This window comes from Geomonas limicola, from assembly GCF_014193675.1.
Taxonomy (GTDB): Bacteria; Desulfobacterota; Desulfuromonadia; order Geobacterales; family Geobacteraceae; genus Geomonas; species Geomonas limicola.
On the sequence record NZ_BLXZ01000002.1, the window covers coordinates 470,839 to 485,513 of the forward strand.

The 14,675-nt window shown below is 63.8% G+C and carries 14 protein-coding genes; 6 read left to right on the forward strand and 8 right to left on the reverse strand.

Annotated features, from left to right (window positions below; all coding sequences use genetic code 11):
• Positions 1–311 precede the first annotated feature (311 nt).
• Positions 312–1,064, forward strand: a complete 753-nt coding sequence (locus tag H7688_RS05825) for an SDR family NAD(P)-dependent oxidoreductase (protein WP_183360122.1) — start codon at positions 312–314, stop codon at positions 1,062–1,064.
• Positions 1,065–1,172: 108 nt separating this feature from the next.
• On the opposite strand, the gene H7688_RS05830 is transcribed toward H7688_RS05825, so the two are convergent.
• Genes H7688_RS05830 through hemH form a run of 5 tightly spaced genes read right to left on the reverse strand, consistent with a single transcriptional unit; the run spans position 1,173 to position 6,051 of the window.
• Positions 1,173–2,078 carry a M28 family peptidase gene (locus H7688_RS05830; protein WP_183360123.1) on the reverse strand — a complete coding sequence of 302 codons (906 nt, stop codon included), beginning with the start codon at positions 2,076–2,078 and terminating at the stop codon, positions 1,173–1,175.
• Between the two features lie 39 nt (positions 2,079–2,117).
• Positions 2,118–4,070: a TraB/GumN family protein gene (locus H7688_RS05835; RefSeq protein ID WP_183360124.1), complete on the reverse strand. Its 1,953-nt coding sequence runs from the start codon at positions 4,068–4,070 to the stop codon at positions 2,118–2,120.
• A gap of 13 nt (positions 4,071–4,083) precedes the next feature.
• Positions 4,084–4,902 (reverse strand): AAA family ATPase, encoded by an 819-nt coding sequence (locus tag H7688_RS05840; RefSeq protein ID WP_183360125.1) that lies wholly within the window; start codon positions 4,900–4,902, stop codon positions 4,084–4,086.
• A 13-nt stretch (positions 4,903–4,915) separates the two neighbouring features.
• The gene (locus H7688_RS05845; protein ID WP_183360126.1) at positions 4,916–5,095 is read right to left on the reverse strand and encodes a hypothetical protein; all 180 of its coding nucleotides are present in this window, start codon (positions 5,093–5,095) and stop codon (positions 4,916–4,918) included.
• Entirely contained in the window at positions 5,092–6,051 is a 960-nt protein-coding gene (gene hemH / locus H7688_RS05850; protein WP_183360127.1) for a ferrochelatase, read from the reverse strand. The genes H7688_RS05845 and hemH overlap by 4 nt, the downstream gene beginning before the upstream one ends.
• A 198-nt stretch (positions 6,052–6,249) precedes the next feature.
• Here hemH and H7688_RS05855 point away from each other — a divergent pair, with 198 nt between their 5' ends.
• Positions 6,250–7,053: a C1 family peptidase gene (locus tag H7688_RS05855; RefSeq protein WP_183360128.1), complete on the forward strand. Its 804-nt coding sequence runs from the start codon at positions 6,250–6,252 to the stop codon at positions 7,051–7,053.
• A gap of 207 nt (positions 7,054–7,260) precedes the next feature.
• Here H7688_RS05855 and H7688_RS05860 read toward each other — a convergent pair whose 3' ends face one another.
• The 3 genes from H7688_RS05860 to H7688_RS05870 all read right to left on the reverse strand — a co-directional run bounded on the left by H7688_RS05860 (position 7,261) and on the right by H7688_RS05870 (position 10,693).
• Positions 7,261–7,476, reverse strand: coding sequence for a hypothetical protein (locus tag H7688_RS05860; RefSeq protein ID WP_183360129.1), 216 nt, complete (start codon positions 7,474–7,476; stop codon positions 7,261–7,263).
• 203 nt (positions 7,477–7,679) lie between these two features.
• Positions 7,680–10,142: a methyl-accepting chemotaxis protein gene (locus H7688_RS05865; RefSeq protein WP_183360130.1), complete on the reverse strand. Its 2,463-nt coding sequence runs from the start codon at positions 10,140–10,142 to the stop codon at positions 7,680–7,682.
• A 104-nt stretch (positions 10,143–10,246) separates the two neighbouring features.
• On the reverse strand, positions 10,247–10,693 hold the full coding sequence (locus tag H7688_RS05870) for a cache domain-containing protein (protein ID WP_183360131.1): 447 nt from the start codon (positions 10,691–10,693) through the stop codon (positions 10,247–10,249).
• A 491-nt stretch (positions 10,694–11,184) separates the two neighbouring features.
• Between H7688_RS05870 and H7688_RS05875 the strand changes: the two genes are divergently transcribed.
• The 4 genes from H7688_RS05875 to H7688_RS05890 all read left to right on the forward strand — a co-directional run bounded on the left by H7688_RS05875 (position 11,185) and on the right by H7688_RS05890 (position 14,650).
• Positions 11,185–12,039: an SCO family protein gene (locus tag H7688_RS05875; RefSeq protein ID WP_246329720.1), complete on the forward strand. Its 855-nt coding sequence runs from the start codon at positions 11,185–11,187 to the stop codon at positions 12,037–12,039.
• On the forward strand, positions 12,036–13,661 hold the full coding sequence (gene ctaD / locus H7688_RS05880) for a cytochrome c oxidase subunit I (RefSeq protein WP_183360132.1): 1,626 nt from the start codon (positions 12,036–12,038) through the stop codon (positions 13,659–13,661). Before H7688_RS05875 ends, ctaD begins: the two co-directional genes overlap by 4 nt.
• Entirely contained in the window at positions 13,658–14,257 is a 600-nt protein-coding gene (locus H7688_RS05885) for a cytochrome c oxidase subunit 3 family protein (protein WP_183360133.1), read from the forward strand. The genes ctaD and H7688_RS05885 overlap by 4 nt, the downstream gene beginning before the upstream one ends.
• A 96-nt stretch (positions 14,258–14,353) precedes the next feature.
• The gene (locus H7688_RS05890) at positions 14,354–14,650 is read left to right on the forward strand and encodes a cytochrome C oxidase subunit IV family protein (protein WP_183360134.1); all 297 of its coding nucleotides are present in this window, start codon (positions 14,354–14,356) and stop codon (positions 14,648–14,650) included.
• The last annotated feature ends 25 nt before the right edge of the window (positions 14,651–14,675 follow it).

Consider the following 14,675-nt stretch of genomic DNA (forward strand, 5'->3'; position numbering starts at 1 on the left):
TGCTTTATCTTTTTTGCTTGACGAGCAGCACCGGAAAAGGTAAAGTCCATCCAACGCCACCTTACGAAAGGAGATTACGCCGATGTGGACCGCTAGATTCCGTATTCGTCCTGTTTCGCACTGCAAGGAAGGTTGCAGTCTGTAGCCCGTCAAGTCACATTGACGGGCGGCGCAAGTGAACCCGAAGCCCCCGTACCACACGGGGGCTTTTTGCGTTTGGGGCACACGGGTTTTGACGCCGACGGAAGCGTTGGTATAGTAACGGGCGCCCCGGCGCTTAAGCCGGCGAGCCCGCCCTCAAGGAGGAGCACATGAAGATAGCACTGATAACCGGCGGCAGCCGCGGCCTGGGCCGCAACATCGCCCTGCATCTCGCCCAAAAGGGGGTCGACGTCATCCTCACCTACCACAGCCGGGAGGCCGAGGCGCAGGACACGGTGCGACAGATCGAGGGGGTCGGGTGCAAGGCGGTGGCCCTGCAGCTCGACGTGGCACAGCACGCGCTCTACCCCGCTTTCGCCGGGCAGGTCAAAAAAGTCCTGGCGGAGACCTGGCAGCGGGATGATTTCGACTACCTGGTCAACAACGCCGGTTTCGGCGTCTGGTCGCGGTTCATGGAGACCAGCGAGGAGCAGTTCGACCAGTTGGTGAACGTGCACCTGAAGGCCGCCTTTTTCCTCTCCCAGAAATTGCTGCCCATCATGAAAAACGGCGGCAGCATCGTGAACATCTCCTCGGGGCTGGCCCGCTTCTCACTCCCCGGCTACTCGGCTTACGGCTCTTTGAAGGCGGCCATGGACGCCCTGAGCCGCTACATGGCCGTGGAACTGGGCGAGCGGCAGATCACAGTGAACTCGCTTGCCCCCGGCGCCATCGAGACCGATTTCGGCGGTGGCGTGGTGCGTGACAACCCGGAAGTGAACGCCGGCATCGCGGCGCAGACCGCGCTGGGGAGGGTGGGGCTCCCGGACGACATCGGCGCGGCGGTTGCGGCCCTCTTGTCCGACGACTGCCGGTGGATCAACGGCCAGCGCATCGAGGCCTCGGGCGGCATCCATCTCTAGGCCCTAAGCAGCGTCGCAGAAACGTTCAGCCTTCCCCTCCACCTGGGATGTCTTTTGGTGGAAAGGAAGGCTGAACTGTTGGTACCGCGCAAGGCTTCCCGCGTTGCGCTAGGGCCTCAGCCGGGCCAGGTCCAGCACGGCGCCGGTTGCGGCGCGACAGACCTGCGCCGCGAAATCGAGGTTCAGGGTCTCCAGCGTGTCGCTCGGCTCGTGGTAGTGGGGACTGCGGAAATTGGTGGTATCGGTGAGCATGAGGGCCGGGTAGCCGCGATCCCAGAAGGGGGAATGGTCGGAGCGCCGGGTATCCGGGAACGGCTCTCCGTTGCCGGGGACCACCATCAACAGGTAGGGGAGCTCGATTCCGGGTGCCTGTGCCGCGGCAACGTAGGTCTCGGCGAGTTCACGCGAGCGCTCGTTGGCCACCACCGCGATGAAATCCCCCACCTCGGAGACCTGGACCGGCAATCCCGGGGGCGCCTGCTGCACCAGGCCGGGGCCCGCATAGCCGATCGATTCCAGCACCAGCACCCCCGCTATCTGCCACGCTTCGCCCACGGCCAGCTCGGCCAGCGCCTTACTCCCCATGAGCCCGGTTTCGCGGTTGCCGGTGATCTGGTTCTCCTCGAGGCAGACCGCGACGAACTGCAGGGTACGCTCAAAGCTCGCTCCGGCCAGCCGGCGGGCGATCTCCAGCAGGCCGGCCGTCCCCGAGGCGTTGTCGTCGGCACCGGGGGAGTTCGCCACGGTGTCGTAGTGCGCCACCACGAGGACCCGCTCCTCGGGACACCCGATCCCCGGCAAGGTAGCAACGATGTTGCGGAACATCCGGTCGTGGGCCGGGAAGAGCTGCTCGCTCACCTGGTACCCCAGGGCGGTAAGTTCACGGGCCGCGTAGTCGGCCGCCCGCTCCAGGGCCTCCGGTGCCGCCAACGGATGGCGCACCCCCTCGAGCGCCACGATGTGCCTGCCAATCCGCTCGCTCCACCCTTCGGGCGCGAGAATCCCCTGCGTCATGTACTCCCTCCTCGATACGCCCGAAATCGGGCCAGTAAATTACCAGATATAGTCCTTGGCGAGCTCCCGCTTGTCCTTGCCGAACAGCACGTGGAACACGCGCAGCTTCTTGAGCCGCACCGGGGAGAGGCTCCCCAGCGGCAGGTAGACGATCCGCTTGCCGATCCGCCCGGCGTACTGCTTCAGGTAGCTCCTGGGCGGGTGCGCCGCGACGTAGACCACGTCCTTTTCCAGCGAGTAGTCAAGCGCCGCCAGGAGGAGCACCTCGGCCTTGGTGAAGTCGCCCCGGTAGTCGGGATCGCTCCAGACGTCGTACAGGCGGCGCGGCGGGTAGCTGAGCAGGAATCCGCCGTACTCGCAGCGCGAGATCCCCGGGCCGACGATGTGGTCCGTCGGGGGGGTGGCGAAAAACGCCATGTCCGATTCCTGCTGGTGCTCGCCGAGCCAGGTCATGCAGTAGGGGAAGCGCTCGCCGCCGGCGTCCTCGTCGAAGACCACCACGATGCAGCCGATCCCGCCGCGCAGGCGCCGGTTCTCCCGGACGTAGATCTTCCCCTCGTGCAGGTTCCTGAGCGTCTCGCGCATGTCGATGCCGTCCAGCATCGAGGTGGAGAACGGCTCGCTGCGCCCCTGCTCTTCGCTTAACTGGACGACCCCCCTGCGCTTCAGGTCGCGCCCGTACTCCTCGATCGCCAGGTCTTCCGGGGGATAGGAGCAGATCGAGGGATCGTCGAACCCCTCCAGCCATTCGCCGGGGGCACGCTCCTTTTTCCTGTTCAGCATCTTCACCAGGGAGCGTCCCTTGGTGCGTTGCGGCTCCCTGGGGCGGAAGCGGATACGCCGGGTGGCGGACCAGAGGTCGGCGGCGGAGAGCCTCAGCGTCGGGAGGTCGCTCGACTCACGCTGCCAGGGGTAGTGCGCGGCCAACCGGAAGAAGGCATAGGCGAAGTTGTCGTCCAGGCAGCTGCGGGCCGCGGCAAGCATCTGGAACAGGTCGGGGAGCAGCCGGCGCGTCACCAGTGCGTAGTTGCGGGCAAAGCGGAAGAAGGCGCGCTTCTGCCAGTGCTGCACCCGGTCGCCGGTCTCCTGGCGGTAGTGGCGCGCGGACTCCAGGAAGAGCCGCAGCATGATCTTCTGCCGGTCGGGCAACTCCCCCTCGGGCCCCAGGCGCCGCGCGCTGCGCTGGACCGATTCGGCGAGCACCGTCTCCTCGCGGATCTTACGCTTGCCGCCGCTGAGGAGCTCGAAGGCGTGGAAGCTCTTGCGCAGCGAGGGGCCGCCCTGCGCCGGCTCCGGTGGCAGGGGGGTACGCCGCGTCTCGTAGAGCGCGCTCAGGAAGGGGTACTCGGCGAGCACCTCCTGGCAGCATTCCGGGTGCAGGTTGGCGACCTCCACCCCGGCGCGCCGGGCCCGCACCAGGGGCTGGGCCAGGGGGCTTGCGTAGAATCCGCGGATCCGCTCCAGGTGGGCCATACCGCAGATGAAGAGGATCCGGGAGTGCTCCCGGGAGAGCTGCTGGAGCCGGTAGGCCATGGCCTTTTCCCGGCGCAGGTCCTCAGCCGCCGGGGGGATCACCCGGTAGCTTGCGGCCACCTCGCGGTAGAAGGGCTCCAGCCCGATGCGCTGGACGGCGTAGGGGTCGGGGAGCGGCTCGTCGTGGGCCGGGTAGGCGTCCAGGTCCGCGTCGACCAGGAAGAGGGGGATGTTAAGCTCGAGCGCCAGGCGTGCCCCCTCCACCAGCGGATCGGCAGGCTCGACGATCAGGTAGACGCTCTGCTCCTGGGTGGGGTAGGAGAGTACCGAGATCTCGGGGAGGCGCCGCACGGCGCGCTGAAAGGGAGCCTCCAGGGTGCTGGGGAGTTCCAGGGCGATGCAGTCGGGCTTAAGCGCCTGAACCGCCTCGCGCACCAGGTGGGCGAACTCCATGCGGTAGTGCAGGACGGGGAGGGCGTGGACCGGCCCGAAGGTTTCCAGGTACAAGAGCTCGGGCATCACGCGCTCCGGATCACTTGAGATAGCGGAGCGCCTCGTCGCCCAGTATGCGGGAGACCGCCAGCGGCAGGAGTTCGCGCGGGTCCTTGAGGGTCGCAGTCATCATCTTCAATGCGTAGCGGGCGATGTTGATCCCGTCGCGCACCGAGTAGGGCTCGTCGGCGGCGTGGCCGCGCTGCAGGAACTCCACCACGTAGGAAAGGATCGCGCTGCTCGCGAAGGGGAGGTTCTCCTTCAGGATGGCGAGCTCCTCGTCGGCCTGCGGGAAGTCGATGTAGAGCTGGGGCTGCAGCCGGGAGTGGATGTACTCGGGGACCTCGAAGGTGGAGGAGTCCTCGTTCATGGTGACCACGATGCGGAAGTCGGGGTGCGCCTTCACCCGCAGGCCGGTGATGATCGATTCCACGTAGCGCCTGTCGTCGAGAAGCGGCGCGAGGGAGGCCCAGGCCTTCTCGCTCATCCGGTTCCCCTCGTCGAGGATGAGCACACCCCCCTGGAGCATGGCGGAGACCAGTGAGGAGGCGGCGTACTGGATGGCGCCGGTCGGGCCGATCACGGGGGTGATGATCAGGTCTTCGGGGCGGGTGTCCATGGTGGCCTGGAAGAGGTAGACCGGGCGCCCGAGTCGCTTTGCGGCCGCGTAGCCCAGGGTCGTCTTGCCGACCCCCGGTTTGCCGATCAGGCGCGGGTTGAAGGGGAGGTCGCGCTCGTCGATCACCATCCAGGCCGCCAGAAGCTGCCTGAGGATCTCCTCGTCGCCCACCCAGTTAAGCGGCAGCTCGATGGGGTTCGCCAGGGTGAGCGCGATGCCGTCTAAGGTGATGGTCTGCATAAAAGGTTCGCCTCTAGGTATTGAACTCGTGGTTGTACATCATGGAGAGCCGGGCCCGGTTCTCCAGGCAGCTCTGGCAGAGCTCTCCGGCGTCCTTCCAGAGCTCCTCGGCGAGCCACTCCCCCGCCTCGCCGTAGAGCGAGCGCGGTGCGTTCTCGTCGAATTCCGCCTTGCAGATGCTGCAGGTTTTCATGACGCGGCGTGGCGGCGCACCAGGTCGGCCAGGCATTCGAGGAACAAGGGCGAGGAGTTGAGCGACGGCGAGCGCACGAAGCGCTCGATCCCCAGGCTCTTGGCCTCCTCGGCGTACTGGATGTCGATCTCGTGCAGGGTCTCGATGTGGTCGGAGACGAAGGAGAGCGGCACCATGAGGATTTCTTTCTTCCCCTCGCCGGCCAGGCGCTTCAGGGTCGCCTCGGTGGAGGGCTCCAGCCACTTCACCGGGCTCGCCTTGGACTGGAAGCAGAGGTGGTGCGGGCTCGCGTCGCCCAGCTGTTCCATGACCAGGCGCACCGTGGTCTGGATGTGCTCCAGGTAGGGGTCCCCCTCGTCGATGAAGGACTGCGGCAGGGAGTGCGCCGAGAAAAGGATCTGGGCCTTGGCCGGATCCGGGAACTGGGCGAGCCCCTCGCGGACCTTCTCGGTGAGCGCCTGGATGTAGATGGGATGGTCGTAGAAGCGGTCGATAAAACTCACCTCGAAGCGGTGCCCCGCCTGCTTGAGCACCCGGTTCAGCTCGTTCAGACTCGAGCCGGTGGTGGCCTTCGAGTAGTGCGGGTAGAGCGACACCGCTACGATCTTCTGGATCCCCTCCTTCCTGATGGCGGCCAGTGCCTCCAGGGTCGAAGGGCGCGAGTAGCGCATCGCCACGAAGTAGCGGTAGTCGTCGCCCAAAAGCGCCTGGAGCCCCTGCCCCTGGGCGTCGGTCAGCTCGCGAATCGGGGACTTGCCGCCGATCTCGCGGTAGTGTTCCGCCACCTTGGGCGCGCGCTTCTTCACGATGCGCCGCGCGATGAAGGGCTGCAGGAAGGAGGGCCCGATTTTAATGATATCGCGGTCGGTGAACAGGTTCATAAGAAACGGTTCCACGGCGGCGATGGAGTCGGGGCCACCCATCTGCAGCAAAAGGAGTGCGGTTTTCTCGGACATGCGTACCTCGCGGGAAGTGGTATCGTCCGAATGTAGCAGAAAAATGCTGTGAGGAGAACAGGTTATTGAGGTGGTGCCGGCCGGCTGGTTCGCTGCGCTTGCAGGGAACCTGAGGATTGCGCGCGTTGCAATGTCTGCGCTCGCCGGTATCATTGGCAATCGTTAATACATTAATCGCTACCAGGAAAGGAGAAACCCATGGCCATCCCGACACCCCAGCAGCAAGCAACCCCAGCCGTACGCAAGCTGTCGCGCTACGGCTGGGTTCCGGACCTCCCCGACTTCCGGGACAAGATGTATGGCGCCGTACGCCCGATACCTGCCTCACTTCCCGGTTTCGTGGACCTCAGACCCCACCTATCCCCCATCGAGGACCAGGGGCAATTGGGGAGCTGCACCGCGAATGCCCTGGTGGGGGCGCTGGAATACCTGGAGCTGAAGGACAAGGTGCAACGCTTCGTGAACCTGAGCCGGCTCTTCGTCTACTACAACGAGCGGGTCATCGAGGGGAGCGTGAATTCCGATTCGGGGGCCATGCTGCGCGACGGGATCAAGACGCTCGCCAAGCAAGGGGTCTGCTCGGAGACCAACTGGCCCTACAGCATCGCCAACTTCACCAAGAAGCCCCCCAAGGGGTGCTACCAGGAGGCGCTCAACTACCAGATCCTCTCCTACGCCCGCCTCAACACCATCGACGAGATGCGCGCCACCCTGGCCGAAGGGTTCCCTTTCGTTTTCGGCTTCGCGGTGTACGAGAGTTTCGAATCACCGCAGGTAGCCAAGACCGGTGTGGTCAATCTCCCCGAGAAAGGCGAAAAGCAGCTGGGTGGCCACGCGGTACTGGCGGTCGGCTACGACGACGCCAACAAACGCTTTACCATCAGGAACTCCTGGGGTACCGGCTGGGGGATGAAGGGGTACTTCACGATCCCCTACGCCTACCTGCAGGACCGCAACCTGGCCGACGACTTCTGGACCATCCGGCGCGGCGAGCAGCTCTAACCGGACACCATCGCGCCCCCCACCCGAAAAAAAGTTCATCCCAGCTAAGGCGTGGGGTATTTCAGACATGGTAGGGGCGAATAATCATTCGCCCCTAGGTACCTTCCCCAAAAGTTTCCAAATAGGCAGCGAAAAGCCCCCCCTGCTTCGTGAGAAGGCAGGGGGGGCTTTTTTGTGTTGCAGCGCAGCTTGGGCAAGGGTGCCGCGTCAGGGGGCCTCGAGCCGCGCGGCCAGTTCCCGGGCCAAGGTGTGCTCGGGACGGGCCCCCTGTACGCTTGGGTACAGTTCCTGACGTTTGGCAGCCAGCTTGCCGGAGCCGGTGCGCTTCGCCTTGTGCTCGCCAGCGGAAGGGTCGGTGTGGGCAAAAAATCCGCAGGAGAGAATGATCGCAGCCATCACCACTTTTTCAGGCAGGTGTTTCATAGCAGTCCTCCACGCTTTACGCATTGACCGGATATCTTCGCAGGTTAGTTATGAGAAAACTTATTTGCGCATTCTAATTTATTTGTTGAAGAAGTCAAGACCGCAGCGAAAGATTTTGTACGTCACCTCGGGGAGACAGAAAAAAAAAGAGGGCCACCCCCAAGAGGAGGTGGCCCTCGCTGCTGCCGTACTGGCTTAAGAGGTCAGCTCAGCCTGAACTGGCGCACCAGTGCCTGCAGATCCTCGGCATAGCGGGCCAGGTTCGTGGCTGCAGCCGCCGAGTCCTGGGCACCGTTGGCGGTGGTGTGGATCACCTCGGTGATCTGCTGCATCTTCCCGTTGATTTCGCGCGTGGTGGCGGTCTGCTGCTCGGCGGCGGTGGCGATCTGGTTCACCTGCTGGAATACCGCGCTGATCTGGTCCTGGATCGCATCCAGGGCGTTCCCGGATCGGGCTGCCTGCTGGGTTCCCTGCTCAACCTCGCGCACCCCCTGTTCCATGGTGGCGACGGCCCGGCTGGTCTCCTCCTGGATCCCCTTGATGAGTGCGCTGATCTCCTGGGTGGCCTCGGAAGTCCGCTCGGCCAGCGAGCGTACCTCGTCCGCCACGACCGCGAAGCCGCGTCCGGTCTCGCCGGCCCGGGCCGCCTCGATGGCCGCGTTCAGGGCCAGGAGGTTCGTCTGGTCGGCGATCTCCTTGATGGTCCCCACGATGGTGCCGATCTGCTCGCCGCGGCTCCCCAGGCTGTCCACCGTGAGCGCCGAGGCCTTCACCTGCTCGCTGATGCGCCCCATCACGGTGACCGTCTCGAGGACCGCCTGGGCGCCGCAGCCGGCCACCTCGTTGGCCGACTGGGCGCTCGTCGAGGCCTGCTGGCAGCTCGTGGCGATCGCTTCGGAGGTGGCGGCCATCTGCTCGCTGGCGACGGCGACGGTCTCGGCCTGTCCTGCGGCGCTGCGCGAGCCGCCCGCCATCTCCTGCGAGGTGGCGGAGAGCTGCAGCGTTGCCGTGGCGACCTGGGCCGAGTTGTGTGCCACCTGCTGGATGATCTTGTTCAGCTTCCCCAGGAACAGGTTGAACCAGCGCGCCGCCTCGCCGAACTCGTCGCGTGCCGAGTCGTCCAGGCGTTTGGTGAGGTCACCTTCGCCCTGCGCGATGTCTTCGAGCATCCGGTTCATGGTGCGCATCGAGACGCTGACCCGGCGGATGGTGAGCCAGGAACTGACCAGCGAGATCAGGGCGACCGCGAGCGAGATCACCAGTATGAGCGAGGACAGGTAGCCAACCCGGGTGTTGATGTCGCTCACCATGCTCTCCTGGCGCGAGGCAGTCTCCTTCACCCGGCTTTCTCCGGACTGCACCTCCTTGAGCGTCACCGTTTTCACCGTCTGCACCGTCTTGGCGACCCGGTCGTTGTTCTCCAGGATCCGTTTCTGGGTCTCGATGATCCGCTCGATGGCGGTGCCTGCCTCGCCCAGGGCGCCAGCGGCGCTCCTGAGTTCCTGGCCGAGCCGGGGTTGCTGCAGGGAGCCTATGTCACGCTGCACAACGGAAAGGGAGCGGTTCAGCCGGGTGAGCACCCCCCTGATTTCGGCGACCGTCTTCTGGTAGCTCGGCACCGAATCCGAGAGCATCAGCACGCGTACCTTGCTGTCCAGCGACTTCATGTCGATGGTGATGCTGTTGGCGGCGGCGCTGATGCCGCCAACCCTCCCTTGGGTCCCCAGGGCGCTTTCCACCTCGCCTCTGTTCTTGTTGACCCGGTTTTCCATGGTGCTGATGATGGTGCTCAACTTGAAGTGGAGCTCGGTCAGGGTGTTGAGGATGGGGCGCTTTAACTCGTGAAACCGGGTATCGCTCCCCTTGCCGGAGAGGAGCTCCATCTTGAGCGCCACCAGGCCGTCGCCCGCCCGCACGAACTTGTCGTAGATCCCCGCAACGCTCCCCTTAACCTCGCGCACCCCGGGTTCATCGACCGGAAACCCCTGCATGGCCTGGTTCAGGTTCTTGATCTTCTGCTTGAGGGCGATCACCTCGGTCTTGGTCTTGGCGAGCTCCAGGTCGTCGACGGTGATCTGGATCTCGCGCAGGTTGAGCATCATCTCCTTCACGGTGTTGCTGGCAGCGAAGAGCTGGGAAGAGGATTTGACCGCGCCGGTCACCTTGCCGCGCCCCTGGCTGGTGAGCCCCTCCATCTCGCGTCGCATCCTCTCCAGGGACTGCTCGACTTGGCTGAGGGCCCCGTCCACCCGCCCGGTCTCCTGTTTGAAGAGGGCAATTCCGGCCAGGCGCCCCTCGACCGCCTTGAGCACCGTCTCGTGCAGTTCCTTGAAGCTGGCCAGGTCGACCCTGCCGCTGCCGGCATCGAGCCGGACGATCTCCTGGCTGGTCCGCTCGATGGCATCCCGCTGCTGGTCGATGGCGGTGGAGAGCCGCTTGACTTCCTGGGCATCGGCGGCAACGCCGAGTTGCAGCAGGTTGCCCGACAGCCCTTCGATCGCCTTCTGCAATTCGGTGGTCCGGATCTGCAGCGGGGTCGATTTTGCGGTAAGCGAGGCGATCCCGCTGCGGATGCTGCCGATCGCGTAGATGCTGAGGGCAACCACCAGCACGAGGCCGGCAATGGTGATGGCGGAGCTGACGACAAGCTTGGTTTTGATGGTCATTGCGTCACCGTGGTAAGCAGGCGCCGAAAGCGCCTGCCGGATAAGAGAGCGGCCTGGACTCGCCTGAGCCCCGGCCGGGGTTCGCGTCCGTGAGACGGCTTTGCCTACTTGAAGATCCCGCAGCAGATGATGATGTCCTCGACCTTCTCCACGTAGGTAGTCTTCTGCTCCATCTGCTTGGTCTTCGGGTTCTGGTACTTGTAGTCGACCCAGCCGCTCCCCTTGGTCATCGCCACCGTGACAAACTCCTTGCGGAACAGTTTGCCATTGGCATCAGGCACATCGGTCAGGTTTTGACCGATCAGGGCGGGGTTGGGGTGAGCCAGCATGGTGCCTGTCAGGTCGTAGGCGAAGATGTAGACCTCGCCCTCCTTGAACTGCCCCTTCGGGTTGCTGAACTCTTCGAGCGCCTTTTCCAGCCCCTGCTCCTTGTAGAATGCGGCCGCTTTCTTAACCAGGCGTATGGCTTGGTCAGGTGAGTCGGCGAGGCAGGGGGAGACACATGTCAGGGTGATCAAAGAGACCAGTACTGCAGCAATCAGCTTTCTCATAGGTGTTCTCCTTAGCGATGGTTGCCCCCTACTGTCAAAACAGCTGAGAGGCTGTGGTTATCGACGCCAGCCGGAACTTAGATGACGGGGAGGTAAGAGGCTGGAGAGGTTGGTGAAGGAAAATAAACTACAATGAAACCCGTTAGTGTATTCACTCCACGACAGCTCCTATCGGCAGTGCTAAACGACTGCTTTAGTTGAAACAGTGGACTGATCGCCAGGAAGGAAATATGTGCTCACGTTAAGGAGCTGGTAACGAAAAGAGCAGGGCCTGGTAGCGGAGCCGCCAGTTCGCGGGGTTGCGGGGGAACGGGGCGGGAAAAGTGCGGTGGCAGACCAAGATGCACTGAAAAAGGACTCAAGATGCCGGCGGGAACTCCGATAGCTAATGATAGAAATTCCTTGGGGCCTGTTGGTAGGGAAAAAGGTGTTCAAATGATGGACAGTTGCGAGCTTTCTATTATAATGAGTGACTTGTGCGAGTTCCTCTCATGACAATTCCAACCTCACGACACCGGCTGAAACGTATGGTGCGGCGCACCGGCCTCTTCCTGGTGCTGGCCGCCTGCTGGGCATCCCTGTGTGCCGCGGCACCGGCCACTTCCCAGCCCAGTCCCGACGGCGGCGAGACGGCGACCAAGGTGGGGCTCGACGAGCGCCTGGGTGCCCGGCTCCCTCTCGACCTGGTGTTCCGGGACGAAACGGGCAAAGAGGTCCGGCTGCGCGAGCTGATCACCGGGCCGACCATCGTCCTGCCGGTCTACTACGGCTGTTCCAACGTCTGCAACTACCTGCAGGGGGGGCTGGCGCGTGCGCTCCCCGAAGTGAAGCGCGAGCCGGGCAAGGAGTACCGGGTCATCTCGGTGAGTATCGACGAGACCGAGACCCCGGAGCTCGCCGCCCGCTACCAGCGTATGTACTTAAGCGCCCTCAGGGTCAACTTCCCGCCGGGGGGGTGGAAGTTTCTCACCGGCGACGCGCAGAACATCAAGAGATTCGCCGACGCGGCCGGGTACCGCTTCCAGCGTAAGGGACGGGACTTCCTGCACCCGGTGGCGAGCTTCGTGGTGGCAGGCGACGGCATGATCGTGCGCTACCTCTACGGCACGAATTTTCTCTCCAAGGACCTGACCCTCGCACTTTTAGAGGCGCGGGAAGGGAAGGTGGGGACCACCATCCGCAAGGTGGTGGACTACTGCTTCAGCTTCGATCCCAACAGTAAAAGCTACGAGTTCAACCTGCTGCGGGTGAGCGCCACGGTGGTGATCCTGTGCTGCGGCGGGTTCTTTTTATTCCTGGTGCTCACGGGCAGAAAAGGCAAACAACATCCTTTGGGGGACAAATGAGTTCGGCAGAAAGTAGGCAACCCATCGCGGCAGGGTTCTGGGGCGACACCGGCAAAACCGGCATAGGCTCCTGGATCTTCTCCACCGACCACAAGAGGATCGGACTGCTCTACCTCTACTCGGTGACCGGCTTCTTCCTGGTCGGCGTCATCCTGGGGCTGCTGATCCGGCTCGAGCTGATGGCGCCCGGCAAGACCATCGTGGACGCGCCGACCTACAACGCGCTCTTCACGGTGCACGGCGTGGTGATGATCTTCTTGTTCATCATCCCGGGGATCCCGGCCTCCTTCGGTAACCTGGTGATGCCGATCCAGATCGGCGCCCGCGACGTCGCCTTCCCGAGGCTCAACCTCTTCTCCTGGTGGCTCTACGCGATCGGGGCGGTGGTGGTGCTCACCTCGCTCTTCACCGGCGGCGGGGCCCCGGACACCGGCTGGACCTTCTACGTCCCCTTCTCGGCCAGAACCGGCACCAACGTGTCCCTCGCGGTCTTCGGGGTCTTCATCCTGGGCTTCTCCTCCATCCTCACCGGGGTGAACTTCGTGACCACCATCCACCGGCTGCGCGCCGAGGGGATGAGCTGGGGGCGGCTGCCGCTCTTCACCTGGTCGCTCTACGCGACGGCCTGGGTGCAGATCCTGGCCACCCCGATCATCGCCATCACGCTCGTCCTGGTGATCGCCGAGCGCGTCCTGGGCGCGGGGCTCTTCGATCCGGGGCGCGGCGGCGACCCCATCATGTTCCAGCACCTCTTCTGGATCTACTCGCACCCGGCGGTCTACATCATGATCCTCCCCGCCATGGGGGTCATCTCGGACATCATCCCGGTTTTCTCCCGAAAGCCGATCTTCGGCTACAAGATGATCGCCGCCTCCAGTATCGGCATCGCGGCGGCAGGCTCCCTGGTCTGGGGGCACCACATGTACACCTCCGGGATGAGCGACACCGCCATCATGGTCTTCTCGTTTCTCACCTTCATCGTGGCGATCCCGTCGGCCATCAAGGTCTTCAACTGGGTTTCCACGCTGTACAAGGGGTCCATCTCGCTCGAGGCGCCCATGCTCTTCGCGCTCTCCTTCGTGCTGCTCTTCTCCATCGGCGGGCTTTCCGGGCTGATCCTGGGCGCTGCGGCCACCGACATCCACGTGCACGACACCCATTTCGTGGTGGGGCACTTCCACTACGTGATGTTCGGCGGCACCGGTTTTGCCTTCTTCGCCGCCGCCCATTACTGGCTCCCCAAGTTCTTCGGGCGCCGCTACAAGGAAAAACCGGCCATCGTAGGGTGGGCGCTCATGTTCGTGGGCTTCAACATCCTCTACTGGACCATGCAGGTGCTGGGGATGCACGGGATGCCCCGGCGTTACTACGATTACCTCCCCGAGTTCGCGCCGTTGAACTTCGTGGCCACTGTCGGGAGCTGGATCCTGGCCGTGGGGCTCATCGTCATGCTGGTGAACCTGGTCAAGGGACTCAAAAGCGGCGAGCCGATCGGCGAAAACCCCTGGGGCGGGGCCACCCTGGAGTGGCAGATCGCCACCCCGCCCCCCACCGAGAACTTCGAGGAGGACCCGGTGGTGACGCGCGGACCTTATGACTTCAAGGGGGTCGTCAAGCCATGAGCCATGAGCACAAGGACAACGTCGGCGCCAAGCTGGGGATGTGGCTCTTCCTCTTCACGGAACTGCTCCTCTTCGGCGGGCTCTTCATCCTCTACTCGGTTTACCTGAGCCGCTACCCGCACGAATTCACCCTGGCCGGCAAGGAGTTGAACGTGGTGTTCGGCGCCACCAACACCGTGGTGCTCTTGACCTCGAGCCTCTTCGCCGCCATGGCGGTCACTTCGATCAAGCGCGGCGAGAAGAAGACCACCCTGTCGCTTCTGGTGGCGACGCTCGCCTGCGCCGCCACCTTCATGGTGATCAAGTACTTCGAGTGGACCGCCAAGTTCCACCACGGCATCTACCCGGGCTCGCCGAAACTGACCGCGGGCCCTCCGGGGGAGTCGGTCTTCTTCAGCCTGTACTACATCACCACAGGTCTGCACGGCATCCACGTGCTGATCGGCGGCGCGCTCTTGGCCTGGATCGGCAGCAAGGTGCAAAGCGGCCGGATCCACGCAGGCGACAACGTCACCCTGGAGAACGGCACCCTGTACTGGCACCTGGTTGACCTGGTCTGGATCTTCATCTTCCCGCTCTACTACCTGATTCTCTAGAAAGAGCTGCCGGCAAGAAACCGTGCGCCGAAAAAGCGGTACCAGTGCACGACGAGCACAACGAGAAACCTCAGGCAGTGGTCAAGGAGCATCCCTATGAGTCATGAAAGCGCAGAACACGCGGAACATATCGTAAGCTACAAAACCCTGGTGAGTGTCTGGGCCGCCCTGCTGGTCCTCACGGTGATTACCGTGGCCATCACCCGGGCGGAACTCGGGGCGCTTAAAGTCTGGGCGGCGCTGGCGGTCGCCTCGGTCAAGTCGGCGCTGGTGATCGCCGTCTTCATGCATATGAAGTACGAGGCGCGCCTGTTCCGCATCATCCTGCTCGTGGCATTGGTTACCCTGGCGATATTCATCGGGTTTACCTTCTTCGACGTACTCTACCGCTAAAGGGGCCACCGTGGAAAAGCATCTG